This is a genomic window from Moraxella sp. ZY200743 (genome assembly GCF_050885545.1).
GTDB classification, from domain to species: domain Bacteria; phylum Pseudomonadota; class Gammaproteobacteria; order Pseudomonadales; family Moraxellaceae; genus Moraxella; species Moraxella haemolytica.
The window spans coordinates 1,996,192-2,021,908 of the sequence record NZ_CP091313.1 but is presented as its reverse complement, the minus strand read 5'-3'; the positions used below and the strand labels follow the sequence as shown (position 1 = coordinate 2,021,908).

Here is a 25,717-nt window from a genome sequence, read left to right as displayed (position 1 = left end):
GATAAAATGACAATGTTTAATGATAAGCAACAATTGGGTTCAAACACCGCAAAAGGCGGTTTTGCTAATGAAAAAACCATTGTCGCTAAATTCAATAATTATAAAAATGACAAGCACGCCCAAGCATGGCTTGCCACAATGGGCTATCATGTTGATGATATTCAAACGCTCAATGCCATACAAATGCCCACACGCCTAAATAAAAACAAAGTCACACAATTTGGCATTAGTGCCGAGCAATTTGACTTTACCCAAAAATACAAAAAAGCCGACTTGCAAATTCAATTAACCATTTGTGTTGATGATATTATTTATCGTGAAAACATCTCTGTAAAAAAAGCAGATTTGTCCGCCAATTTTAATCAAATAGACAAACGGGCAGTAACCACCTATCAGCAAATGTGGGGATTTGATGATGACATTGCCAAAACGCTCAAACAATTTACAGGCGAGATTATCCCCACCGAAAGGGAGCAAATCTCATTAAAGGACAAAAGACGGTGGTATTTGACCGAATTGCCCAGTAGTGATACCCAAAAACTGATAGAATTTTTGACTTCCAACAAATATCTCATCATCAGCGACATTATCAAGGGGCGTGGCATGCTGTGTGCCGAGTGGTTTTTGGTGAGTCGTTTTTATGGGGACGGTATGATTGATTATTGCCTAAAAAACATCAATGAAGTCATCAACCACTATGCTCAAGGCGATGTGCAGATTAGCCCAAAAGGAAGTCTTGTCATTGGCAGGCTCACCGCCCAACGCAAAGGCGGTACGCCCGACCCCACGTCTTTGCAATTTAAAATCAAACCTTTGGATATTTTTAATTCATAAAAAACTAGGTAGAACCCATGTGCCAATTACTTGGAATGAACTGCAACACCCCCACCGACATCGGTTTTAGCTTTGCTGGCTTTCGTCAGCGTGGCGGAGCGACCGACCATCATGAAGATGGTTTTGGCATTGCCTTTTTTGAGCGTGGTGAAACTGGCAATATGGGGTTACGCCAGTTTCATGATAATCAGCCAAGCCATTTATCACCAGTGGCAGATTTGATCAATCAGTATCCCATCCGTGCGATGAATGTCATCGCTCACATTAGGCGAGCCACGATGGGAGATAAAAACAATCTATCTAATGTTCATCCCTTTGTGCGTGAAGTATGGGGCGAGCAGTGGGCGTTTGCTCACAACGGACAGATGAGTCAGAGTTTTGTGCGTCGTACTCAGCGTTTGGCTGCCAATGGCAACGCTGAATATTACGCTCCTGTAGGCACGACCGACAGCGAACTTGCTTTTTGTTATCTATTAAACCGCCTAAAAGCAACCTTTAAGACTCGCCCATCTGATGAGGTGTTATTTGCTTTTTTAACCGCTCAGTGCCGATATTTATCTGCTAACGGTCTATTTAATTGCTTGATTTCTAATGGTAGCTGGCAATTGGCTTATGCAGGAAGTCTCTTATTTTATCTGACTCGTAAAGCTCCTTTTGGCGAAGCTCAGCTGTCTGATGGTGAGATGAGTGTCAATTTTGGTGATGTTGCGACCGATAAGGATAAGGTAACTATTTTGGTAACGATACCACTCACCACCAATGAAAACTGGCAACAAATCGCCGTTGATGAGTGTGTGGTGTTCGCTGATGGCGATGTGGTCTTTAGAGACACCCCAAGCAAAAAAACCTACCTATCCATTGAAGAGGGCATTGCTTTGGCCAGAAGTGTGGGGGCGAGTGTTTAAGGTTTGGTCAAATTAGGTAAGCGAAAAGAGGTTCTAAAGCCATATAATAGTCGTACCGCAAAGGTGCATCCAGTGGGAAATTTTGATTGTATCAAACTTAACAATAGCTTGATTCCAGAACAAACAAACCCTACAATTCTCCGATTTTTAGCTAAAAAATGAAAGCTCTTGTTGTGATTGATATCCAATGCGATTTTATGCCTGGTGGTGCGTTAGCCGTACCGCTAGGCGATGAAATCATCCCTATAGTAAATGTATTACTACCCAAGTATCAGCACATTATTGCCACACAAGATTGGCATCCTAAGCATCACAAAAGTTTCGCCTCTAATCATTTAGGCAAGAAACCTTTTGATGTGATAATAATAAATGGTATAGAACAAGTGCTGTGGCCCAATCATTGCATAGCTGGGAGCTGTGGGGCAGAGTTTCACCCTGATTTGAAAACACAGTACTTTAAAGTCATTATTCGTAAAGGCACCAACCCAGAAGTAGATAGTTATAGTAGCTTTTTTGATAATGATTATGTGCAATCAACAGGGCTTGAAGGATGCCTTAAAGAATTAAAGATTACAGAATTACACTTTGTAGGTTTGGCTGCAGATTATTGTGTATATCACTCAATGAAAGATGCTTTAAAATTAGGTTTTAAAGTGAAATTATATGAAAATGCCACCAGAGCCATTTCTGAAGAAAATTATCAAAAGCAGAAAAAAGAACTTCTACAGAATGATGATTTTGGTATTTTGCACTACACTTTAGATTAAATCTACCATGAAAATAGCCTGATTTAGATACGGCAAAATAGGTAAAGTGATTGAAAGATGGCGACAGAACACGGATGCGAAATCGTTTTGAGAAATCTATCCATGTACTGAAGAGAGTATTGATTTGGCCAGAAGTGTGGGGGCGAGTGTTTAAGGTTTGATTGCTATGATAAATAGCGTATCATAGCTTAAAGGATAGCCTTTATCGGTGGCAAATTTTTCATAATTATCATAAAAAGCATTCAAGGAAGAGCGTGTCCACACCTGTCCGCCCACTGCCACACCTGTATCTTTGATGTGCTTTAAGATGTCTTTGGGGCAAGAGAAATATAGCACTTCTTGATGTTGATGGGTGCTGATGACATCAAAACCTACCGTTTTTAGCATGGTTAAAATATCATCCATACTATGATAGTCTAGCCCCATGCCTGTCAATGTTTTGACTTGACTTAAGTTTTGTTTGCCAAAACTTGCAAAGGCAAGTACACCACCAGTTGTCAAATTTTGAAAGACTCTTTGAATAAGGCTAGATAAGTCCTTTATCCATTGTAGTGCTGAGCTTGATAAAACTAAGTCCACTTTTGGCAAATCAAGACTTTCTATATCACCGATTAGTAAATCTGCTCCATCAATACCCACATTGTACAAGTCATTAAGATATAGTTGTTCAATCTCCCATATGCTTGTATAAATATTGGTCAAGTTTCCGATGCCACAACCAATCTCTAGTACGCTTTTTGGACTAATGTTGGGCAGGTGTAATGACAACAAGTCGATGAGCGTCTGGCACATTTGGTGCTGAACGATGGCTGCTTTGCCATAAGTGGCATGAGCTTTGGCGAAGTTTTGAGCGACTTTATGGGTGTCCACATGAGTATTGATCATTGAAAACTACCTAACACATGAAGAAAGTCATCAATTTGTTTTCGTGTGATATCAGCGGTCAAGCACACTCGCAGGCGAGATGTGCCTACAGGCACAGTGGGCGGACGAATGGGCAGTACATAAAAACCATGTGAGCGAAACTTATCCGCTAAAGCAACTGTTTGGTTGTTATCACCGATGATGATGGGTATGATGTGGCTGTCTGATGGGCATTGATAGCCTAATTCTTTGAGTCTTTGAATAAAATATTTGGCATTGTCTAGTAGCTCTTGGCGTTTTTTGTGAAGCGATGATGACTTTTGGAAAATAAAATCTGACCACAAGGCATTGATGGGTGGCAGATTGGTGCTAAAAATTACAGGTCGCATGGTATTAATCAGCACCTGTTTGATGACCTCATCACAGACCAAAAAGCCGCCGATGCTAGCAAATGCCTTGCCAAATGTCCCCACCAAAAAATCAATCTCATTCATCACGCTCATCTGCTCTGCCACTCCAAGTCCATACCTGCCAAATACGCCCACGCCATGAGCCTCGTCCACATATAAAGACACATTGGGATATGCCTGCTTTAAGGCGGCAAGAGCGGTTAAATCTGTCACATCGCCGTCCATGCTAAAGACGCTTTCGGTCATGATGATAATGTGGCGATAATGGGCGTGGTGCTTGTCAAGCAGTGCGTTTAATTGACAAAAATCCTGATGGCGATAGCGATAAGATTTTGTGCCACGCTCTTTGGCTAAGCGTATGCCATCTATCATGCTGGCATGTACCCATTTGTCCGCCAAAATAAGCGTTTGTTGATCGCATAAAGCAGGCATGATACCAATATTCATGTGATAGCCACTATTAAATATCAGCACCTCTCGTTTGTATGCTTTTGATAGCGTGGCTTCTAGCTGTTCATGGGCGTTGAAATTGCCTGTCAGTAGCCGTGATGACGATGAGCCAAATCTAAAATCAGTGCAGTGCTGATAAGTGTGTAAAAATTCATCTTTTAAGGCTTGGTCATTGATTAGCCCTAGATAATCATTGCTAGATAGGTTAATCAGTGCAGTCTGTGGGCGAAAGCTACGAATGCTATCTTTGGCATGTAGGGACGCTATTAACTGGTGATAGGGGGTAAACTTGTGGTTCATAAATCATCAAACAGCTGACAGGATTTGGCTTATCTTAGGGGATATAAGGGGTAAATGCAAGTCGTTGCAACTTATTTGTTTATATGGATTTTACAGATATCAGGTGGTTGGTAGATTTGCTCGGCGTGATAAGCAGGCAGAAGATAAAAACATAGCCATTATTGACAATGGCTATGTTTATTTGTCAATCAAGCAATTAGTAAGCAATCAGTATTCAATCACCACTTTCATCGCTTTTGTCTCTGATGCGTGTTTAAACACATCATAGGCTTTCTCAATTTCACTAAATTTAAAGTGATGAGTTGCCAATTTTTCCATTGGCAATTTACTGCACTCGCAAGCCTTTAGTAGCATACCAGTTGTATTGGCGTTTACCAGACCTGTGGTGATTTTTAGGTTTTTAATCCATAATTTGTTTAGTTCAAAGTTAACTGGCTGACCGTGTACGCCCACATTGGCGATGTTGCCACCTTCTTTGACGATTTTTTGACAGATGTCCCAAGTGGCAGGATAGCCGACCGCTTCCATGGCACAATCTACGCCACGCCCACCTGTGATTTCAAGTACTTTAGCAACAGCATCTTCTTTATCAGGATTGATGGTGTGTGTCGCACCCATTTCTTTTGCCATTGCCAAGCGGTTTTCGTCCATATCAATGACGATGATGGTTGATGGCGAGTAAAGCTGACCAGTCAAAAGACAGCCCATGCCTACAGGACCTGCACCAACAATCGCAACGGTATCACCTGGTTTGACATCGCCATACTGTACGCCGATTTCGTGCCCTGTTGGTAGAGCATCTGATAAGAATACGGCAACATCGGTGTTTAGGTTGTCTGGTAGAATGTACAAAGAGTTGTCGGCAAATGGTGTACGCACATATTCTGCTTGTGTACCATCAATCATATAGCCCATGATCCAACCGCCATTTTGTTGGCAGTGAGAATACAGTTGTTTTTGACAGTTTTCGCACGAACCACAACGACTGACGCAAGAGACGATGACTTTATCGCCTTTTTTGAAATTTTTGACGGCAGAACCAACTTCTTCAACGATGCCAATGCCTTCATGTCCTAAGATACGGCCATTCCACTCGCCGGTTTTTTCACGAGCGACAGCTTCAATCTCTGGGTTTTTACCCTTCCAAATACCCAAATCTGTACCGCAAATGGTGGTTTTGGTCATTTTGATGATGGCGTCTGTTGGGTCAATGATGGTGGGTTTTGGACGCTCTTCAAAACGAATGTCGTTCGCTCCGTAGTAGGTCATTGCTTTCATTGTTGCCATGATACACACTCCTTTTGATTTGATAAGGTTGACTGTCAACCTATTTGCTACATTAGCATAAGTCAAACACAAGGTAAAGAAAAAAAATTTAATAAAATCAATATGTTATATTATATCAATTATTATTTTATGAACGCTTTAAGAGTTAGGCTCTTGAAAAATCAGTTTTTATCTCTAAATTATTTGGTGTATTTTTTAATCATATGGGAGTAAATCATGACCGCAACCAACCATCAGTTTGAAGCTGAAGTTACCAAACTTTTGCATTTAGTTACGCACTCATTATACTCAAATCCTGATATTTTTATCCGTGAGCTGGTGTCAAATGCTTCTGATGCCTGCGATAAATTGCGTTTTTTGGCGACCACAGACGGCACTTTGTACGAAAACGATGGCGAGTTGGCAGTGAAGATTGATATCAATCCAACTGATAAGACTTTGACCATCAGTGATAATGGCATTGGCATGAATAAGAACGATGTCATTGAAAATCTAGGTACGATTGCCAAATCAGGCACTAAGGCATTTTTGGATAAGCTGTCGGAGACGGACAAAAAAGACGGCAACCTGATTGGACAGTTTGGTGTGGGGTTTTATTCAGGTTTTATTGTTGCTGATAAGATTGTTGTTGAGAGCAGAAAGGCAGGCGAGGATAGCAGTCAAGGTGTTCGTTGGGTATCTGATGGCACAGGGCAATTCACGACTGAGTCTATTGATAAGCAGGCACGAGGCACAACCATCACCTTGCATCTAAAAGATGAGTATGCCGAAGGTGAACAAAACTACCTAAATCGCTACAAAATCACTTCACTCATTAATAAATACTCTGACCACATCAGCCTTCCTATTCAGATGTACAAAGAACAATGGCAAGATGAGCTAGATGACGAGGGCAAGCCAATCGCTGGCAAAGGGCAGTATGTTACTACCGATGAATACGAGACCATCAACAAGGCGTCTGCCCTATGGACGCGTGCAACCGCTGACATCAGCGATGAAGAATATCAAGAGTTCTATAAAACACTAAGTCATGACTTTAGTGATCCGCTTACTTGGACGCATAACCGTGTTGAAGGGCGTGTGCAATATACCCAGTTATTATATATCCCGACCAAAGCACCGCATGACTTATATGCCCGAGAACAACAAAGAGGGCTAAAACTCTATGTTAAACGAGTGTTCATCATGGATGATGCCGAACAGCTACTGCCGATGTATCTACGCTTCATCAAGGGTGTGATTGACACTTCAGATTTACCACTGAATGTCAGTCGTGAGATTCTCCAAGAAAGCAAAGATGTTAAAGCAATTCGTGATGGTAATGCACGCCGTATACTGACTTTGCTTGCCTCATTAGCAAACAGTGAAGATGTAGATAAGCAAGATAAGTTTAAGGCATTTTATGCTGAATTTGGCGATGTACTAAAAGAAGGTTTGGGCGAGGATATGTCAAACCAAGAACGCATTGCCAAGTTACTTCGCTATACCACCAGCACCAATGGCGAGCTTGCTACAGGTTTTGCTGACTATAAGGCACGCATGAAAGAGGGGCAAAAAGCGATTTATTATTTGACCGCTGATAATTTAGCCGCTGCCAAGAATAGCCCACAGCTTGAGCTGTTTAATAAAAAAGGCATTGAGGTTATTTTAATGACTTCTCGTGTTGATGAATGGGCGATGAATTTTCTGCATGAGTTTGATGGCATACCACTTCAAAACATTGCCAAAGGAGCGGTGGGTTTGGGTGATTTGACTGATGAAGCTGAAAAAGAAGAAGTGAAGCAACAAACAGAAAATCTAAAACCTGTGGTTGAACGCCTAAAAAGCACACTAGGCGAGCGTACCAAAGATGTGAGAGTCTCTAGCCGTCTGGTAGATAGTCCTGCTTGTCTGGTGGTGGGTGATGGCGAATTAACACCGCAGATGGCACAGATGTTAAAGGCAATGGGGCAAAATGTGCCTGAGATTAAACCAATCCTTGAGATTAACCCAACGCATCCGCTGATTACTCGTTTAGATGATAGTAGCGACTTTGATGACCTAGCCCAAGTCATCTTTGATCAAGCCTTGCTTGCTGATGGCGGTACGCTTGATGACCCAGCAGGGTATTTAAAACGCATCAATAAGCTATTATTGAAATAAATTGTATGATTAAGTATAAAAACGCCCACTTTTTGGGCGTTTTTGTTTGTTGGTGTGGTGGGTAAAGGTGGTATGATGAGCATAAACATTGTACAATATTGCTTGATGTATTAAGCCTAATATATAACCATTATATAACCATGAGTGATTTTTCTTCTCTTTTTGCAACCATCAATCTGTCTGCACCGTGGCTGATGCCTTATCAACATATTCATCAGCTTTTTGTTGAGAGCGAGCAGACAGGAGAGCTTGCTGATTGGTTGAATGGCTATTGTTGCCAGTATGCCATCAAGCCTGTGCTATACGGTACGGAGCGGTCATTGCGTTTTGTCAGTCAAGATGATTTGCCACATGGCACAGCCTATGAAAAGCATATTTTTGATACTGCCAACATTCCGACTAGAAACAATCTTCATGATTGGTTTGGTGCGTGTGTCTGGTCGGTATTCCCTAAATCAAAGGCGGTGTTAAACCATGTGCATATTCGTGAGATGGCGTACGATGATCAGCTAGGTGGACGCAATCGTGTCAGAGATGCCATCACGGTATTTGATGAAAACGGGGCGATTTTGGTAACCAAAGATAAGGGCATTGCCACCGCTTTAAAAAATTTTGATTGGCAAAACTCATTGGTTAGCCCCAGAATCTTTTGGCACAACCCCAATGCCATCAGCGACCAAGAAAGTAGTCAGGTTGTCATCTTTGGGCATGCTTTACTTGAGCAACTCATCACGCCTAGAAAACCTTTATGTAGTCATACGCTGATTATTGAGGTGGATGATGAATACTTTTCCAAAGATTTGGCAGGTAGGCTAAGTTATCTAGACGAACTGTTAAGTGTTCGGCTTATTCGTTGGCTAGTGGCAGGGGCAACCCCAAGAGACTTATCACCTTTACCCATTTTAGGCGTGCCACACTTTTGGGATAATGATAATGCGTCATTTTATGATGATGCTTTTGTGTTTCGTAATGGGCGTAGAAAATAAGTGTTTTGCTGAGATGATACAACCCTAATTTGATGGTTATCCAATCTTGTCCAACTTGCCAACAAGTCGTAGCTTATGAGTACTTATTAACAAGCAACGCTGTATAACAAAAATGCACCCTAAAGTTAGGCGTGCATTTTTAAAGATTATTCAAATTGCCCAGATGTTTAAATTGGCTAACTGTCAAAAATCTTGCCTTTGTTGATGATGCCATTGGGGTCAAATACCGCCTTGACTGCTTTCATGTATTCAATCTCGGTTGGGGAGCGAGTGTAATCCAAATATGGCTTTTTGGTCATACCCACACCGTGTTCGGCAGAGATGGAGCCTTTGTATTTTTGTACAGTTTCAAAGACATATTTATTGACCGTTTGACATTTGGCAAAAAAGTCGTCCTTGCTAAGGGTGTCAGGCTTTAGGATATTTAGATGTAAATTGCCATCGCCAATATGCCCAAACCAACAAATCTCAAAATCAGGGTAATTGTCCTTGACAATCTGATCGATATCACTAATAAAATCGCCTAAGTGCGTAATGAGTACTGACACATCATTTTTGTAAGGGGTGAATACTGAAATGGTTTCGGAGATACTTTCACGCAGTTTCCATAGGTCTTGAAGTTGTCCTACGCTTTGACTCATTACGCCATCAACAATCAAACCTTCTGCCATCGCACTCTCAAACACATTCATGGCAGTATCCAAAACTTCATCACAGACCGCCTCAAATTCCAATAAAACATAAAAAGGCGTACGGCTCTCAAAAGGCTCTTTGGCATGACCTGCATTTAGTACCTTATCAATAGCGACACTATCAAAAAATTCAAAAGCGGTCAAATTTAATGCCTTGCCAAACTTATCAAGCAGCCCCACCACTGAACCAAAATCAGGCACACCCAAGACCATCGCTGTAAGGTTTACAGGCTGTTTTTCAAGTTTAATCAATGTTTTGGTAACAAAGCCAAGCGTACCTTCTGCACCGATGAACAGATGGCGAAAGTCATAGCCTGTGGCGTTTTTTAGCATACCGCCGTTTAGTTCCAAAATATCTCCTTTGCCTGTAACAACCGTCAAACCCAAGATTTGGTTGCGTGTCATGCCGTAACGAATGACTTTAATGCCACCTGCATTGGTGCCAATGTTGCCACCGATTTGGCTAGAACCTGCGGAGGCAAAGTCCACACCATAGTATAATCCTTTGCTTTCGGCAAATTCTTGCAAGGTTTTGGTAATCACACCAGCTTCCACCTCTACCATGCGGTCAGCTTCATAAAATACACCGATGGCGTTCATCTTATCAAAGCTGACCACCACCTCGCCATGACTGGCAACTGCACCAGCAGACAGACCTGTACGACCACCAGATGGCACAAGTGGTACTTTGTATTTGTTGGCAAGGCGGATGATGCTAGCCACTTCTTCGGTTGTGCGTGGAAAGACGATGGCAGATGGAGCAGGGGCGAAGTGTTTCGTCCAGTCCTTACCCCAGTTGTCTAGGCTGTCTGCATCAGTTTTTATTTGGCTGACATCTAGCAGGTTGGTTAATTGGCTTAGAAATTGGCTGTCGATTTGATTGGTCATGTGGCAGATTCTTATCCAAAGAAATAAGTGCTATGATAACAGAAAATGATATCGCTTTTAAGACAAAATCATCAATGTAGCACCCAATAAAGAAAAATAATAACAAAAAATAAAAAAGCCAGTCCGTAGTAAGACTGGCTTTTTAGAATATTGGCACTCCATAGGGGATTCGAACCCCTGTTACCGCCGTGAAAGGGCGGTGTCCTAGGCCTCTAGACGAATGGAGCACAAGAGAAAAGTCTTTCAACTTTTGAAATGTAAGATGATTGCCTAGGTGCTTACATTCCACATTAACAAATTTGGTGGAGCTAAGCGGATTCGAACCGCTGACCCCTTGCATGCCATGCAAGTGCTCTACCAACTGAGCTATAGCCCCTTTGTTAAGGTGGGCGTATTATATAATGTGCTTTATGGGCTGTCAAGAAAAATTTTTTTAAAATTGAAAAAAGCCGACAACTCATTGAAAATCATCGGCTTTTTTGTTTTCTTGATGCCTAGCTTAGAAAATTTGGTAAGGCTTTATTGACCTCTTCTAATTTTTTTAATTTCTTTTTGCCAAGTCCGCCCAGTACTTCGCAGGCGTGGCGTAGGCGAGCTAGGGTCATGTCTGCCCCAATGATGTACATTGAGTTCATCACAGGGGTGGAGCTTGTGCTACCTGCAATGGCGACAAAGAACGGCTGCATAAAGTCTTTTAATTTAATCTCAAAATGACCTGCCAGACCTTTTAGAGTCTGGTAGATATTCTCTTCGCTCCATACTGGCAAAGCCTCTAACTGCCAAGTTGCCAGATATAGGATTGCTAAGAGCTTGTCGTTATCTAGTGATTTATGAGCAAAATCTTCTACCTTGATGTTGGGCAGGTTTTGAAAATAAAAAGATGCCCAATTCACCGCATCGGTTAAGGTATTGATGCGAGGCTGAATGGCTTTGGCAATGTTGGTTAATTTTTCATCATTAAATGCCCAAGTTAAAATGCGTGTTTTTAGTTCTTCTGCACTCATTTTGCGTAGGTACTCGCCATTGAGCCAGTAGAGCTTTTCAATATCAAACACAGGTCCGCCCAGAGAGACTCGTTTAATATCAAATGACTCAATCATTTCGTTTAATGTAAAGACTTCTGCTTCGTTCGGCAGGCTGTAGCCCATACGCCCTAAATAATTGATTAATACCTCTGGTAGTACGCCTGCATCACGATAGTAGGTGATGGAGGTTGGGTTTTTGCGTTTGGATAACTTGGATTTATCGGGGTTGCGAAGTAGTGGCATATGGCACAAGGTGGGTATTTCCCAACCAAAATACTCATATAACAACTGATGCTTGGGGGCGGAATTGATCCATTCTTCGCCACGAATGACATGGCTGATTTGCATGAGATGGTCGTCCACGACATTGGCAAGGTGGTAGGTTGGCAGTCCGTCCGTCTTTAGTAGAATCTGCATATCTATCGTCTCCCAAGGAATGCTAATCTCGCCCCTTAACATGTCATTAAAGGTGCAGACCCCTTCGGTTGGTACACGCATTCTGATGACAAAAGGCTTGCCACTCTTGGCTAGCCTGTCGCTTTCTTCACGAGATAAGTTTGCATAACGACCATCATAGCGAATGGGCTGACCATTTGCTTCTTGTTCACGACGCATGGCGTCTAATTCTTCGGTGGTACAAAAGCAACGAAAGGCGAGTCCTTTATCCAAAAGCTCTTCAGCGTATTTTTTGTAAATCTCGCTACGCTCAGATTGACGATAGGGGGCGAACTGACCGCCTATATCAGGACCTTCTGACCATGTCAAACCTGCCCAGCGTAAGGCGCCCAATATCATCTGTTCGCTTTGAGCGGTGGAGCGGACTTGGTCGGTGTCTTCAATGCGTAAAATAAATTCCCCGCCCATAGATTTGGCAAAAACCATATTAAACAGGGCGATATAAGCCGTGCCAACATGAGGAAAGCCTGTTGGAGATGGGGCGATACGAGTACGAACTTTGGTAAAGGCCATGAAAATTCTCTTATTGTCTTAAAAAATGCTAAAAACAGCGAAACAAAACATTGTGGATGGTTGAGATACATTAAAATAAATTTAAGTTAGGGTATGATACCAAAATCTGCTTGGTTTTTGTAGTGAAAAGTGAAGGTGGGCGAACAACTAGGGCTTTAGCAACAATTACATACAAAAACAGATTGGATTATCCAAAAAATCCTTGATAGAATAAGTGGTTAAATAAAAATTTGGTTTTTTGGTATGGATATTGGTGGCTTGGCAGGCTTGTGTATGAATTTTACACAAATAACCGATCGAGTGATATAAATGGCTTGACTATATAATAAAGCTTGAGATAATACGCATTTTAACAATCAAATACCAAGCAAGACAATCAATGCACGCATCAACCAACAAGAGGCATCATGAATAGCAAGCAACAATTCACTCACCAAACGGTTCTACTACATGAAACGGTAGCGATGGTGCTAGGTGTGCAAGATTTGCTGGCGACCCCGAAAGGTTCAATGAATGGTGTGTATGTAGATGCAACCTTTGGGCGTGGTGGGCATAGTCGCTTGCTTTTGGAATATCTAAGCGATGATGCTAGATTGTTTGTATTTGATAAAGATATTCAAGCGATAGAAGTCGCCAATCATCTTGCCACCCAAGATGGGCGTGTGCAAGTCATTCATGATAGCTTTGCCCAATTAACCAACAGATTATCAGAGCTTGGTGTGGACCAGATTGATGGGCTGATGGCGGATTTGGGGGTGTCTAGTCCGCAGATTGATGATGGCGAGCGTGGATTTAGTTTCATGCGAGATGGGGCGGTGGATATGCGTATGGATACGACTCGTGGCGAGTCTGTGGGTGTTTGGTTGGCTCGGGTTGATGTTGATACGCTGGCAGATGTGTTGTATGAGTACGGTGAGGAGCGACACAGTCGCAAGATTGCTCGTGCCATCAAAGCGATGGATAGTTATGATTCAACCTTAGCACTGGCAGAGACCATCAAGGCGGCACACCCAGCTTGGCAAAAAGGCAAGCACCCAGCCACCCAAAGTTTTCAGGCACTCAGAATCTTTATCAATAATGAGCTTGGTGATATTGATGACTTTTTGGCACAAAGTCTTGGTATCTTAAAAGCAGGCGGGCGTTTGGCGGTGATTAGCTTTCATTCGTTAGAAGATAGACGCATTAAGCAGTTCTTAAACAACCACAGTCGTGGTCGCCATGAAGGCGATGATCAGTTGCTCATGCCACCCAAACGAGAAAAATATTTTGATAAGCCGATGCGTATCGCTCCAAGTAATGATGAGGTCAAACAAAACTCTCGTGCCAGAAGTGCGTGGCTACGGGGGGCGGTGCGCCGAGATGTCGCCTTTGTGGGTTGATTGCCCTTGAAGTCATGCTTCATTCATCTTTAAATTGATAGTTATTTTAAAGTCATTTATTTTGTTTTGCACCATTTAAAATCTGATAGATACCATGAATAATAAACTTGCTCACTTCACCCAATCACAAGCCACTACTGATGAAGCGGTCAGTATGGTGGGTTTGTATCGTTTGTTTTTGGGTGTGCTTTTGGTTGCTATCATGTGGACGGGGGTGAGTATCTCAGCCCAGACACAAGAACATCATGCCACCTATCGCTACTTAAAGCAGTTAAAAAGTGAGCTGACAGCCATGCAGGTTGAAGAACAGCGATTGCTCATTGAACAGCAGACTTTTAGTGCAACGCCACAGGTGGCAAGCCGTGCGGTGAGCGAGTTGGGTATGTTCTTTCCAACAGGGGATCATCGCCGTGTCATCGCACCAAATAGACCCAATGGCGTCCAACCCAATGCAACAAAGGTGGTTCAATAATGAAAAAACCAACACAAAAACAAGGGGCTTCATCAAAAGTTGTGCCACCGTTGCGTCAAAAAGCCATGCCAAACAAGACTGATGCCAAACAAGACGAGCAACGCCCATCAATGGTTTTGTCCATGATATCGTCATTGTTGAGTATATTTGGTAAGAAAAATCATCGACGCCAAGCGACCATGTTGGGCGGTATGCAAGATGTCAATCGCTATCGTTTGGTTTGGTTTATGATGGCGACTGCGTTTTTGGTGTTGTTTGCTCGTGCGTTTTATCTACAAATCATCAATTCATCTTATCTGGTGGAGCAGGGCGAAAGGCTCATCACCTCAAAACGCAGTGTCCCTGTATATCGTGGCATGATTACCGACACTAATGGAGCACCATTGGCGGCGAATGCTCCGCTATCAACGGTGGTATTTAGCCCCTATGATTATGCCAATGAATATTATCGCTTGGATAAAATCATTAAGACAACCACTGATGCTAAAGCTCGTGCCAAAGCTGCCAAAGAGCTTACCGAGATGGATTTGGTAAGACTAGCTGTAGTGGCAAATTTTCCGTTGGAAAAACTACAAAAAGCAGTAGCAATCAACAATGCCATAGACTATGCTGACGAGAGTGCCATCAAAGAAGCTCTGCCAAGGGGGGCTGGCTCTCGCCGTATGATTTTATTGACAAAAGAATCGCCAGAGGTGGTTGAACCGGTTATTAAGCTGGACTTTGTGGGCGTGAGTGAAGAAAAATTCTTTCAAAGATATTATCTACAAGCTGAGCCGAATGCACAGATTCTAGGCTATATGGCACAGTCAAGTGATGAGAAAAATGGTGGCTATGTCGGTCGAGCAGGCATTGAAGCACAATACGAAAAACAGCTTGCAGGCGAGCGAGGGCAGGTATTGGTTCTAAAAGATGCTCGCCGATCAGCCATCAAAGAGATTAAAGAAATTAAGCCAAAGATTGAGAGCGAGAACATTGAGCTTACCATTGATTCACGCTTGCAGTATGTGCTATACAAAGAGTTGGAGCAAGTGGGGCGTGCCCAGTCTGCTCGTTCAAGCTCTGGCATCGTGGTGGATGTATTAACTGGCGATATATTAGCGTTGGGTTCTTGGCCATCGTTTAATGCCAACAATCTGTCTGAGCGGACAGGGGCAAACGAGCGTAATCGACCGTTGCTAGACACCTTTGAACCGGGTTCGGTGATGAAGCCTTTTACGGTGGCAGCCGCCTTGGAGTCAGGTAAATACACCACCAGTTCACTCATTGAAACCGCACCAGGTAGTATGTATATCGGTGGCTATGTTATTCGTGATAGTGGCAACTATGGTGCCATCACCTTGGCAAGACTGATTCAAAAGTCAAGTAATGTGGCTTCAGCCAAAATCGCACTAAACTTACCAACCAATGCCATCTCTGATATCCAAAGACGCTTTGGCTTTGGGCGAAAAACTGCCCTAAATTTCCCTGCCGAAGCATCAGGTAGCGTCAAAGACCCCAGCGAAAAAGATGTTACTCGTCGTGCTACGCTAAGCTATGGCTATGGACAGAGGGTAACGCTTGCCCAAGTGGTTCAAGCGTACGCTGCTTTGGCAAATCATGGTGAATTGCGTCCATTGCGTCTGGTTAAAAATCAGCCAAGCCCAGAGTCTATTCAGGTGATTAAACCAGAGCACGCTGAAGCGATTGTCAAGATGATGGAATTGGTTACGGAGTCGGGAGGTACGGCACGAGCTGCTGCCATCAATGGTTATCGTGTGGCAGGTAAGTCGGGCACGAGTCGCCGTACCAAGCCTGAAGGTGGTTATTATACTGACCAGTATCGCACGACATTTGTCGGAATTGCCCCAGCATCAAATCCAAGATTTGCCATTGCGATTTTGGTAGAAGACCCACGCCGTCAGTATTCTGGCGGTGTGGTTGCTGCACCTGTGTTTCATCATGTCATGAAAGAGGCACTTCGTCTGTATAATGTGCCTTTTGATAAGCCGTTACAAGCCGATGCCAAGAGTACGCCTAAGGCTCAATAAGACGTAATAAAAAATATCCCAATCATAATAAAGAGTTATAAGGAATTTGCCATGAAACCCACAACGCTTGCTACTTTATTTGATACGATAAGTCTGCATCTGCCAAGTGATGCCATTAAGATGGTGGCAGATTTGCCTTTTGGGCAGTTTTGCTTAGATAGTCGTCGTCTTAATGAGGGCGATGTTTTTGTGTTACTGTCTAGTGTGGGTGGGGATCAACAAAGTCTATTGCGTGCTAATGAATATCTCAAATCAGTGGATGGTAAGGCGGCATTTATTTTATCGCAAATCAATCCGCAAGAACTGGATATATCAACACTGTCTACGCCCATCGTATATCTGCCAACCATTCGCCATTATTTGGGTGATTTGATTGCTGCTAGATTTCAAGTGGATAGGTCTGCCAAGCTACCTACGGTGGTGGCGGTAACAGGGACGAATGGCAAGACGACCGTCAGTCAGCTGGTAGCACAGCTGTGCGAACTGTCTGGCGTGCCATCTGCCATTATGGGGACGGCAGGCAATGGTAGGTTGGGTCAGCTTGTACAATCAGCCAATACCACAGGCGATGTGCTGTCGGTGCATGAGTTTTTGTATCAGATGGCAAAAGATGGCGTGCAAGTGGTGGCATTAGAAGCCAGTAGCCATGGTTTGCATCAGCACAGACTGCAAGGCGTGCCTGTACAAGTGGCGATTTATACCAACTTATCGCACGACCATTTGGATTATCATGCGGACATGGATGACTACCGTGCAGCCAAAGCAAGGTTGTTTGATGAGCATTATTTTAGTACGCTCACCCATGGTATCACCAATCAAGACGCTACTTATCCACTGCTTCAAAACAATGATGGTGCTTTGCCTTATTCGCTACTTGGTCATTCTTGTCAAGATGAGAAGGCGGATTATTTTGTCAAAAAGATTACGCCAAGCCTAAATGGGGTGCAAATTGAGCTTGTGGCACAAGGCAAGCTGATGACATTGCACAGCCCACTGCTTGGATTATTTAATGTGGATAATTTAATGGCGGCGGTGGCGGCATTTTTGGCATTATATCCTAATCAACAAGACAATCTACCGGCATTAGTTGCCAAGCTACATGGTGCTCGTGGCAGAATGCAACAAGTACCATCAAAAACAGGGTTGTTCATTGTTGATTATGCACACACCCCTGATGCCATCGAGCAAGTACTCATTAGCCTACAAAAGCATTGTACAGGTAGGCTGATTGCGGTATTTGGTTGTGGGGGCGATAGAGACAAGAGTAAAAGACCTATCATGGCAAATGTGGGGGTTCGTCATGCCGATATGGTGATACTGACGGCAGATAACCCACGCTCTGAGAATCCCAATGCGATTTTAAGAGACATGCAAACACAGCTTGATTGCCAAGCACATTACAAGGTCATCATTGAGCCTGATAGAAAGCGTGCAATCAAAGAAGCGGTGATGATGGCAGGTGGTGATGATATTGTGGTAATACTGGGCAAGGGTCATGAGACCTATCAAGAGATTAACGGTGTTCGTTATGATTTTGATGATGTGGCGGTGGTTGGTGAATTTATCAACGCATTTAATAAATAGGATAACAAGATGACAGTGCATACCCCTTATCTTTGGCAAAAAGATAACCTGCAGGCCGCCACAAATGGCAGATGGTCAGGCGAATTTGATGCTCAAAGTTGCCGCATTACGACCGATACTCGCAAAATAGAGCAGGGCGATATTTTTCTTGCCATCAAAGGTGAAAATTTTGATGGGCATGATTATGTTGAGATGGCAAAAGAAAAAGGAGCGGTGCTTGCCATTGTTAGTGAACAGGTGGCAAGTGATTTGCCACAACTCATCACAGGCGATACCAAAAAAGCGTTGGGACTTCTTGGTAAATACCGCCGAGATGCTCACCCTGATTTAATGGTGGTTGCTTTGACAGGCTCATCAGGAAAAACCACCACGAAAGAAATGCTAGGGCATATCTTAAGTCAAATCGCCCCGACACTCATCACTCGTGGCAACCTAAACAATGATTTGGGTGTACCAATGATGCTACTTGAGCTGTCTGACGAACATAAATTTGCTGTGATGGAGCTTGGGGCGAACCATGTGGGCGAGATTGCTTATACGGCAGGGCTTGTTCGTCCTGATGTGGCATGCGTACTAAATATCGGTACGGCTCACTTAGGCGAGTTCGGTGGGCGTGCCAACATTGCTCGTGCTAAAGCAGAAATTTACTCGGCACTTAGTGAAGATGGCGTGGCGATTGTGCCTTTTGGCGATGAATTTTGTACGCTGTTAAGCCAAACCGCCAGTAATTTTACCGATAGAATGCTTAGCTTTGGTGAACAAAATGTACCACTATCACAGGCACAGCTGTCCGATGAGGACATACAGATGTTGTCTGAGCAGGGTGTTAGCTCGGTGCTGATGATGGGTGATTTGTTTGCTGATGACATTGATGTGGCAACCACGCATAGCACTTTTAGTTTAAATACAAATATTGAGATTGATGAGATTGAAAGCCTGCCGGTACAGCTGCCACTCATTGGCGAGCATAATGTAACTAATGCGTTGGCGGCATCAGCGTGTGCCTACGCTTTGGGTGTGCCACTTCACAGCATTGTTCGTGGACTGCAATCTGTTACTGCCCCACAAGGGCGATTGACTCGCATGGCGTTTGGTGAGCATCTTATCATTGATGATACTTATAATGCCAATCCAACTTCCATGCTTGCTGCTGCCAAAGTGCTAGAGCAAGAGGATAATGCTAAGATTTTGGTGTTGGGAGATATTTTTGAGCTGGGCGAAGCGGCAGCTGATGAACATTATCAGTTGGGGCAAAACATCGCACCACTTGCCTTAGACGCCATCTTTGCTGTCGGTGAGAATATGAAGCACATGGTGCGTGCTGTCAATGAATTGCGACCGATAGCGACACACTTTGAGGATAAGTCAGCTTTGCTTGATGCTCTAAGACTGCGTTTACAAGATGGTGCTACAACCATACTGTTCAAGGGGTCTCGTGGTATGAAAATGGAGACGCTGATTTGTGATTTGGCGAATCTTGGGTGAATTTGGCTTTGATGATATAGATTTTAGACAAATTTTTTAGATAACTGATTTAGATAGATAATAATGCTACAAGGGTTTGATTATGCTTTACTGGTTGTTTCAGCATAGCGACATTGCCATCTCTTCTTTGACGCTACGAGCGTTGCTGGCGGTGATTACGGCACTGCTCATTGTCATCGGTGCAGGCAAGCCTGTCATTCGTTATTTGCGTACTTTAAAGTATGGTCAAGCGGTGCGTGATGATGGTCCAAAAACACATCTTGTCAAACAAGGCACGCCGACAATGGGTGGTGTGCTCATTTTAGCGGCAATCGGTATTGCAACTTTGGCATGGGCTGATTTATCCAATCCTTATGTATGGATTTTGATGGTAGTGATGGTGGTTTTTGGTGCAGTTGGTTGGGCAGATGACTGGCTAAAAATTAAGCACAAAAACCCACAAGGCCTCATCGCTCGTAAAAAGTATTTTTGGCTGTCGGTGGGTTCGCTGTTTGTGGGCGGTTCTTTGTATTATATCGCTTTACAGCAGGATACTGCCACCGCTGCTGCCATGCAAGATTTACTCATCCCTGTATTTAAGCATTGGGTAGTTCCACTATCAGCGATTCCATTTGGCTTGGGATTTATTATCCTAACTTACTTTACCATCAATGGTTCATCAAATGCGGTGAATCTGACCGATGGTTTGGACGGACTGGTGATTTTGCCTGTGGTGTTGGTGGTGGCAGGACTTGGGGTATTTGCTTATATTTCAGGCTCAATGAATTATGCTGCTTATATGCATGTGCCTTATATCGCCTATAATGCAGAGCTTATCATTGTTTGTGCTGCCATCATCGGAGCAGGGCTTGGTTTTTTGTGGTATAACGCTGCCCCTGCTGATGTATTCATGGGAGATGTTGGGGCGTTGTCATTGGGTGGAATGCTTGGTACGATGGCGGTCATGACTCGCCAAGAGCTTGCTTTTGTCATCATGGGTGGTGTTTTTGTGGCGGAAGCATTATCTGTGATTTTACAAGTGGGTTCATACAAACTTCGCAAAAAACGCATTTTTTTGATGGCACCACTGCACCATCATTTTGAAGAGATGGGTCTAAAAGAAACCAAAGTTGTTGCTAGGTTTTATATCGTGTGCATCATCTTGGTGGTGCTTGGGTTGATGACGCTTAAGCTAAGATAGCGATGGTGGTGTGCCATTTGCCATATGATAATAAACTTAAAAAAGCACAAGATTAACGCTTGTGCTTTTTTGATGTGCGTTACTTTGATGGATTTGTAGGTGCTGTGCCACTTGGCAGGGATTGATTTTGGGTTGGCATTGATGATAAAGCCCAACACATTATGGTTGGGCTTTATCATGATTGGTGGGTGATTTTATTCTTGAGTTACAGGGATTTTGCCAATTTTGGCTTGCCAGATCTTAGGAGCGGTTGCATGAACTGACACGCCATTGCTATCCACAGCGACTGTTACAGGCATGTCTTTAACCTCAAATTCATAGATTGCCTCCATGCCTAAATCCTCAAAAGCGACTACTTTGGCGTTTTTGATTGCCTTAGAAACAAGATAAGCAGAACCCCCCACCGCCATGAGATAGACTGCTTTGTTATCAGCAATCGCTTCACAAGCGATTTTGCCACGCTCTGATTTACCAATCATGCCGATAAGTCCTGTTTGTTCTAGCATTTGACGAGTGAACTTATCCATGCGAGTAGCGGTGGTTGGTCCTGCCGGTCCTACCACTTCATCACGCACAGGATCAACGGGTCCGACATAGTAGATGAGTTTATTGGTGAAATCTACAGGTAGTTGCTCGCCCTTATTGAGCATATCGGTCATGCGTTTGTGAGCGGCATCTCGACCTGTGTAGATTTTACCGTTTAGTAGTAGTACATCTCCTGTTTGCCATGTGGCGACTTCTTCTTTGGTTAGGGTGTCCACATTGACACGCTTGCCATTGTCAGGGCTATAAGTGATATCAGGATAAGCGTCTAGGCTTGGTGGCTCTAGATTGACCGCCCCTGAGCCATCAAGCTCAAAATGTACATGGCGAGTTGCTGCACAGTTGGGAATCATTGCCACAGGCTTGGAAGCAGCGTGTGTTGGGTAGTCTAGGATTTTTACATCTAGCACAGTAGTTAGACCGCCTAGACCTTGAGCACCAATACCCAGTGCGTTTACTTTTTCAAAGATTTCAAGGCGAAGTTTTTCGGTGGTAGAAAGCTCTGCACCAGTCTCTGCTTTGGCTTTTAGTTCGTGAATGTCAATATGGCTCATCAGTGATTCTTTGGCGAGCAAGGTCGCTTTTTCTGGTGTGCCACCAATACCAATGCCTAAGATTCCTGGCGGACACCAACCAGCTCCCATTTCTGGAATACTCTTTAATACCCATGCTACGATGTCATCAGAAGGATTTAGCATGGCAAGTTTGGATTTGTTCTCGCTACCACCACCTTTGGCGGCACAGGTAACATCAACCGTGTCGCCTGCCACGATTTCCATGTGGATGACGGCTGGCGTGTTGTCTTTGGTGTTGATGCGTTTGCCTGCAGGGTCGGCAAGTACGCTGGCTCGCAAGGTATTATCAGGGTGGTTGTAGGCACGGCGAACGCCTTCATTTACCATGTCTGCCACACTCATGTCGGTGTCCCATTTAACATTCATGCCTACTTTTAAAAATATTGTTGCAATCCCTGTATCTTGACAAATTGGACGCTTGCCTTCGGCACACATACGACTGTTTACCAAGATTTGTGTCATGGCATCTTTGGCGGCAGAATTTTCTTCACGCTCTAAGGCTTGGGATAGAGCCGTGATATAGTCGGTGGGGTGGTAGTAGCTGATGTATTGAAAGGCGTCCGCAATTGACTGGATAAAGTCTTCTTTTTTGATGACGGTCATGGTGATTTCCTTTTGGCTGGTTGTCTGATGACAACTGGCGATATTGTATATAAATGCCTTGTTATTGTAGCACAAATAACAAGGCGTGAAAATCCTTCTCTGCCTTAGGTGGCTAGGATAAAATCTCTGTTAATGCGGTAATCAAACGCTGATTTTGTTCAGCTGTACCGACTGTAATACGCAGATAATCTGCAATGCGTTGCTTGTCCCAATGACGCATAATGACACCTTGTTCACGCAGTTGATTAAAAATCTCTTTGGTGCTAAGCGATGTGTGATTTGGCTTTGCAAAGACAAAGTTTGCTGCTGATGGCAATACTTTAAAACCGAGTGCCACTAATGATTCGGTGAGGTCATTACGCAGTCTAATAACTGCTTGACGCTGTTTGATGAAATAATCTTCATCTAAGATGCTTGCCATCGCCCCTGCTTGTGCCACACGGTCAATAGGATAGCTATTAAAGCTGTTCTGATAAGTAGCGAGTGCCGCTATTAAATTGGCGTTGCCAAAAGCTGCACCCACTCTAAGCCCTGCCAATGCACGAGATTTTGAGAAAGTTTGTGTGACTAAGATATTATCAAACTCATCAATCAAACCAATTGCTGATGCTGATTTGACATCATCTGCATAGTCAATGTATGCTTCATCAATGACGATGACCGAATCTGGGTGGTTGGTGGCAAGAGTACGAATGTCATCTAATGAAAGCAGTATACCTGTTGGGGCATTTGGATTGGGTAAAATGATGCCACTGCACGCTGTATCATAGTCTTTAGGATTGATACAAAACTCATCATCAAGTGGAATGATTTTGGTGTCCACTCCGAAAGTCTGTGCATAAACAGGATAAAAGCTATAACTTACATCAGGCATCAGTAGCGGTAATTCTTTGGTAAAAAAACAGGCAAACACAAATGCCAGTACTTCATCTGAGCCATTACCCACAAAGACCTGTTCACGCTGTAAACCGTGATAATGAGCAAGCACCTGACATAATTCATCTGATTCTGGTTCAGGGTATAGGCGTAACGCTTGACCGTTATCTGCCAAGACCGCCTGCATGGCTGCTACTGCTTTTTGGCTTGGGGGAAATGGATTTTCATTGGTATTTAACTTACATAGATTAGACACTTTTGGCTGTTCGCCTGCCACATAAGGGGTAAGCTGGCTAACTTTTTTGCTCCATAGTCTTTTGTTGATGCTCATGTTGTCGCTCGTGTGATTTGATTGATGTTGTATTAGTCTAAGTTAACCACGCCATAACGATAGCGTGCTGATAGGGCATGAGCATCTAGATTCTCCTGTACCGCCATGACATCAGCCGTATGAGCCAATGGCTGCGAACCTTTGGCTGTGCAGTAGATGAGCGAGGTTTTTTTGGTGAAATCATACACGCCCAAAGGTGAGCTAAAGCGTACCGTCCCTGATGTTGGTAGCACATGGTTTGACCCTGCACAATAGTCGCCAATCGCCTCTGGGGTATGTCTGCCCAAGAATATCGCTCCTGCATGACGCACCAGTTTTTCTACTTCATCAGGCTGATCAAGTGATAGCTCCAAATGCTCAGGGGCGACTTGGTTGATGACCGCCACACCCTCAGCCCTGTCTTTAACAAGGATTAACGCTCCACGATTGCTCAGTGCCTGACGAGCGATGTCGGCTTTTGGTAGGTTTGCCAATGCCTTATCAAGGGCGACTTTGACCGCCTCTAGTTGCTTGGGGCAAGTTGTTACAAAAATCGCCTGTGCCACTGTATCGTGTTCAGCTTGAGACAGCAAATCCATCGCTAGCCAGTCAGTATTATCCGCAGATTCGCCCTCAGCATAAACCAAGACCTCAGATGGTCCTGCGATCATGTCAATGCCTACTTGCCCAAAAACTGCACGCTTGGCAGCAGCGACATATTTATTGCCCGGACCTGTGATTTTATCAACAGGGGCGATGCGAGATGTGCCATAGGCTAATGCGGCTACAGCCTGTGCACCGCCGATGGTGATGACATCATTCACACCTGCTAGGTGTGCTGCCGCCAAGACAAGCGGATTGAGTTCACCTTTTGGAGCAGGGACGACCATCGTAATGCACGCCACGCCTGCAACTTTGGCAGGAATGGCGTTCATCAAGACGCTTGATGGATAGCTCGCCAGACCGCCTGGCACATAGATGCCGACACGGTCAAGTGGTGTTACTTTTTGACCTAAAGTATTGCCAAGCCCATCAACGAAGCGAAATCCTGTCTCTTTTTGGTGTTGATGAAAATCAAAAATACGCTGAGCCGACAGCTCTAGGGCGGTTTTTACCTCATCGGTTAGACCATCAAAGGCGGCTTTTAATTGAGCTTGACTGATGAACAGCTCATCCATGCTGATGGCAGGATGTTGGTCAAAACGCTTGGTTAATTCAAATACGGCTTCATCGCCATGCGTACGAACTTGAGCGATGATGTCATCAACAGTCTGAATTAAGTCTGTATCGGTTACAGTCTCAAAGGCAAGCAGTTTGGTTAATTTGTCTTGAAAATCAGCATCTTGGCTATTTAAAATGGCTAAATCTGGCATGATATACCTGCTAGTAAATGGCACAACTTATCGGTGTTCCGTGTGAATAAAAGGCTTGGCGGTATTAGCTAGCCGCCTGTTCTAGAATGTCTAAAATGGGTTGTAACTGGCTAAGTTTTCGCTTGTAACTGATGGGGTTGGCAATCAGGCGTGATGACACTTGACAAATCTCATCAAGTGGTTCAAGCCCATTGGCTCGCAAAGTATTCCCTGTATCAACCACATCCACAATCAAATCGCCAAGCCCAACCAATGGGGCAAGCTCCATAGAGCCATAGAGCTTGATGATATCTACTTGTTGACCACAAGAGGCAAAATATTCTCTGGCGACATTGGCATATTTGGTGGCGATACGAAGACGGCGAGAAGGTAGGGTTGCTCCTTTAACGCCTGCGGTCATAAGACGGCATTTGGCAATTTTTAAATCAATCAGCTCATACACAGCGGCAGCATATTCTAGCAGTACATCTTTGCCTGACACGCCGATATCCGCCACACCATGCTCGACATAAGTTGGTACATCGGATGCACGAAGTAGTAAAAATCGGACATTTGAATCACTGCTTTGAAAAATTAATTTGCGTGATTTATTCATGTCTTCTAAAGGGCGAATGCCTGTCTTTTCAAATAAAGGCAGAGTCTCATCTAAGATACGCCCTTTTGATAGGGCGATGGTCAAGCCGTTAAAATCATCAGTCATTATATTGCCTTACTTTTTATAAAAAATTAACAAAGGCGTGCTAGCGACAGCTCAACAAAACGCTCATTGTTCTAACTTGTCGTTATGGATT

21 protein-coding genes and 2 tRNA genes are annotated in these 25,717 nt (G+C 43.7%); 11 read left to right on the top strand and 12 right to left on the bottom strand.

The genetic code is table 11. The features are described from left to right. The first annotated feature begins 6 nt into the window (after window positions 1-6). The 3 genes from L3D27_RS09860 to pncA all read left to right on the top strand — a co-directional run bounded on the left by L3D27_RS09860 (window position 7) and on the right by pncA (window position 2,506). The gene (locus L3D27_RS09860) at window positions 7-834 is read left to right on the top strand and encodes a hypothetical protein (protein ID WP_432481086.1); all 828 of its coding nucleotides are present in this window, start codon (window positions 7-9) and stop codon (window positions 832-834) included. Window positions 835-851: 17 nt separating this feature from the next. Further along, the gene (locus tag L3D27_RS09855; RefSeq protein WP_432481085.1) at window positions 852-1,739 is read left to right on the top strand and encodes a class II glutamine amidotransferase; all 888 of its coding nucleotides are present in this window, start codon (window positions 852-854) and stop codon (window positions 1,737-1,739) included. Between the two features lie 158 nt (window positions 1,740-1,897). Next, window positions 1,898-2,506, top strand: a complete 609-nt coding sequence (gene pncA / locus L3D27_RS09850) for a bifunctional nicotinamidase/pyrazinamidase (RefSeq protein ID WP_284673490.1) — start codon at window positions 1,898-1,900, stop codon at window positions 2,504-2,506. Window positions 2,507-2,656: 150 nt separating this feature from the next. On the opposite strand, the gene L3D27_RS09845 is transcribed toward pncA, so the two are convergent. The 3 genes from L3D27_RS09845 to L3D27_RS09835 form a co-directional block, all read right to left on the bottom strand. Continuing rightward, the gene (locus tag L3D27_RS09845; RefSeq protein WP_432481084.1) at window positions 2,657-3,391 is read right to left on the bottom strand and encodes a methyltransferase domain-containing protein; all 735 of its coding nucleotides are present in this window, start codon (window positions 3,389-3,391) and stop codon (window positions 2,657-2,659) included. After that, the gene (locus L3D27_RS09840) at window positions 3,388-4,530 is read right to left on the bottom strand and encodes an aminotransferase class I/II-fold pyridoxal phosphate-dependent enzyme (protein ID WP_432481083.1); all 1,143 of its coding nucleotides are present in this window, start codon (window positions 4,528-4,530) and stop codon (window positions 3,388-3,390) included. Before L3D27_RS09840 ends, L3D27_RS09845 begins: the two co-directional genes overlap by 4 nt. A 207-nt stretch (window positions 4,531-4,737) precedes the next feature. Then, a complete protein-coding gene (locus L3D27_RS09835) occupies window positions 4,738-5,817 on the bottom strand; it encodes a zinc-dependent alcohol dehydrogenase family protein (RefSeq protein ID WP_373628229.1) in 1,080 nt (359 codons plus the stop codon). A gap of 216 nt (window positions 5,818-6,033) precedes the next feature. On the opposite strand from L3D27_RS09835, the gene htpG reads away from it, so the two are divergent. Next, window positions 6,034-7,959 (top strand): molecular chaperone HtpG, encoded by a 1,926-nt coding sequence (gene htpG, locus L3D27_RS09830; protein WP_432481082.1) that lies wholly within the window; start codon window positions 6,034-6,036, stop codon window positions 7,957-7,959. A gap of 140 nt (window positions 7,960-8,099) precedes the next feature. Beyond that, window positions 8,100-8,945: a DUF3025 domain-containing protein gene (locus L3D27_RS09825; RefSeq protein WP_432481081.1), complete on the top strand. Its 846-nt coding sequence runs from the start codon at window positions 8,100-8,102 to the stop codon at window positions 8,943-8,945. A 176-nt stretch (window positions 8,946-9,121) separates the two neighbouring features. Here L3D27_RS09825 and L3D27_RS09820 read toward each other — a convergent pair whose 3' ends face one another. The 4 genes from L3D27_RS09820 to gltX all read right to left on the bottom strand — a co-directional run bounded on the left by L3D27_RS09820 (window position 9,122) and on the right by gltX (window position 12,519). Further along, window positions 9,122-10,525, bottom strand: a complete 1,404-nt coding sequence (locus L3D27_RS09820; protein WP_432481080.1) for an FAD-binding oxidoreductase — start codon at window positions 10,523-10,525, stop codon at window positions 9,122-9,124. A 151-nt stretch (window positions 10,526-10,676) separates the two neighbouring features. After that, window positions 10,677-10,752 (bottom strand) — tRNA-Glu (locus L3D27_RS09815). A gap of 73 nt (window positions 10,753-10,825) precedes the next feature. Continuing rightward, a tRNA-Ala gene (locus L3D27_RS09810) sits at window positions 10,826-10,901 on the bottom strand. A 118-nt stretch (window positions 10,902-11,019) separates the two neighbouring features. After that, window positions 11,020-12,519 (bottom strand): glutamate--tRNA ligase, encoded by a 1,500-nt coding sequence (gene gltX / locus L3D27_RS09805; protein ID WP_432481079.1) that lies wholly within the window; start codon window positions 12,517-12,519, stop codon window positions 11,020-11,022. Between the two features lie 407 nt (window positions 12,520-12,926). Here gltX and rsmH point away from each other — a divergent pair, with 407 nt between their 5' ends. The 6 genes from rsmH to mraY all read left to right on the top strand — a co-directional run bounded on the left by rsmH (window position 12,927) and on the right by mraY (window position 20,646). Next, window positions 12,927-13,898, top strand: coding sequence for a 16S rRNA (cytosine(1402)-N(4))-methyltransferase RsmH (gene rsmH / locus L3D27_RS09800; protein WP_373628233.1), 972 nt, complete (start codon window positions 12,927-12,929; stop codon window positions 13,896-13,898). A gap of 94 nt (window positions 13,899-13,992) precedes the next feature. Continuing rightward, window positions 13,993-14,370, top strand: coding sequence for a cell division protein FtsL (gene ftsL / locus L3D27_RS09795; RefSeq protein WP_284673481.1), 378 nt, complete (start codon window positions 13,993-13,995; stop codon window positions 14,368-14,370). A 110-nt stretch (window positions 14,371-14,480) separates the two neighbouring features. After that, window positions 14,481-16,397, top strand: coding sequence for a peptidoglycan D,D-transpeptidase FtsI family protein (locus tag L3D27_RS09790; RefSeq protein WP_432481915.1), 1,917 nt, complete (start codon window positions 14,481-14,483; stop codon window positions 16,395-16,397). A gap of 51 nt (window positions 16,398-16,448) precedes the next feature. Beyond that, window positions 16,449-17,981 carry a UDP-N-acetylmuramoyl-L-alanyl-D-glutamate--2,6-diaminopimelate ligase gene (locus L3D27_RS09785; protein ID WP_432481078.1) on the top strand — a complete coding sequence of 511 codons (1,533 nt, stop codon included), beginning with the start codon at window positions 16,449-16,451 and terminating at the stop codon, window positions 17,979-17,981. Window positions 17,982-17,990: 9 nt separating this feature from the next. Continuing rightward, a complete protein-coding gene (locus L3D27_RS09780) occupies window positions 17,991-19,466 on the top strand; it encodes a UDP-N-acetylmuramoyl-tripeptide--D-alanyl-D-alanine ligase (RefSeq protein WP_432481077.1) in 1,476 nt (491 codons plus the stop codon). Window positions 19,467-19,548: 82 nt separating this feature from the next. Further along, on the top strand, window positions 19,549-20,646 hold the full coding sequence (mraY, locus tag L3D27_RS09775; RefSeq protein ID WP_373628237.1) for a phospho-N-acetylmuramoyl-pentapeptide-transferase: 1,098 nt from the start codon (window positions 19,549-19,551) through the stop codon (window positions 20,644-20,646). On the opposite strand, the gene L3D27_RS09770 is transcribed toward mraY, so the two are convergent. The 5 genes from L3D27_RS09770 to hisG all read right to left on the bottom strand — a co-directional run bounded on the left by L3D27_RS09770 (window position 20,589) and on the right by hisG (window position 25,626). Then, the gene (locus L3D27_RS09770; RefSeq protein WP_284673476.1) at window positions 20,589-20,825 is read right to left on the bottom strand and encodes a hypothetical protein; all 237 of its coding nucleotides are present in this window, start codon (window positions 20,823-20,825) and stop codon (window positions 20,589-20,591) included. The two genes, mraY and L3D27_RS09770, sit on opposite strands and share 58 nt — an antisense overlap. Window positions 20,826-20,840: 15 nt before the next feature. Continuing rightward, the gene (locus L3D27_RS09765) at window positions 20,841-22,367 is read right to left on the bottom strand and encodes a fumarate hydratase (protein WP_432481076.1); all 1,527 of its coding nucleotides are present in this window, start codon (window positions 22,365-22,367) and stop codon (window positions 20,841-20,843) included. Window positions 22,368-22,479: 112 nt separating this feature from the next. After that, complete coding sequence (gene hisC, locus L3D27_RS09760; RefSeq protein ID WP_432481075.1) at window positions 22,480-23,574, bottom strand: histidinol-phosphate transaminase; 1,095 nt, start codon at window positions 23,572-23,574, stop codon at window positions 22,480-22,482. A gap of 32 nt (window positions 23,575-23,606) precedes the next feature. Next, the gene (gene hisD, locus L3D27_RS09755; protein ID WP_432481074.1) at window positions 23,607-24,926 is read right to left on the bottom strand and encodes a histidinol dehydrogenase; all 1,320 of its coding nucleotides are present in this window, start codon (window positions 24,924-24,926) and stop codon (window positions 23,607-23,609) included. A 64-nt stretch (window positions 24,927-24,990) separates the two neighbouring features. Further along, entirely contained in the window at window positions 24,991-25,626 is a 636-nt protein-coding gene (gene hisG, locus L3D27_RS09750) for an ATP phosphoribosyltransferase (protein ID WP_432481073.1), read from the bottom strand. Window positions 25,627-25,717: the final 91 nt, after the last annotated feature.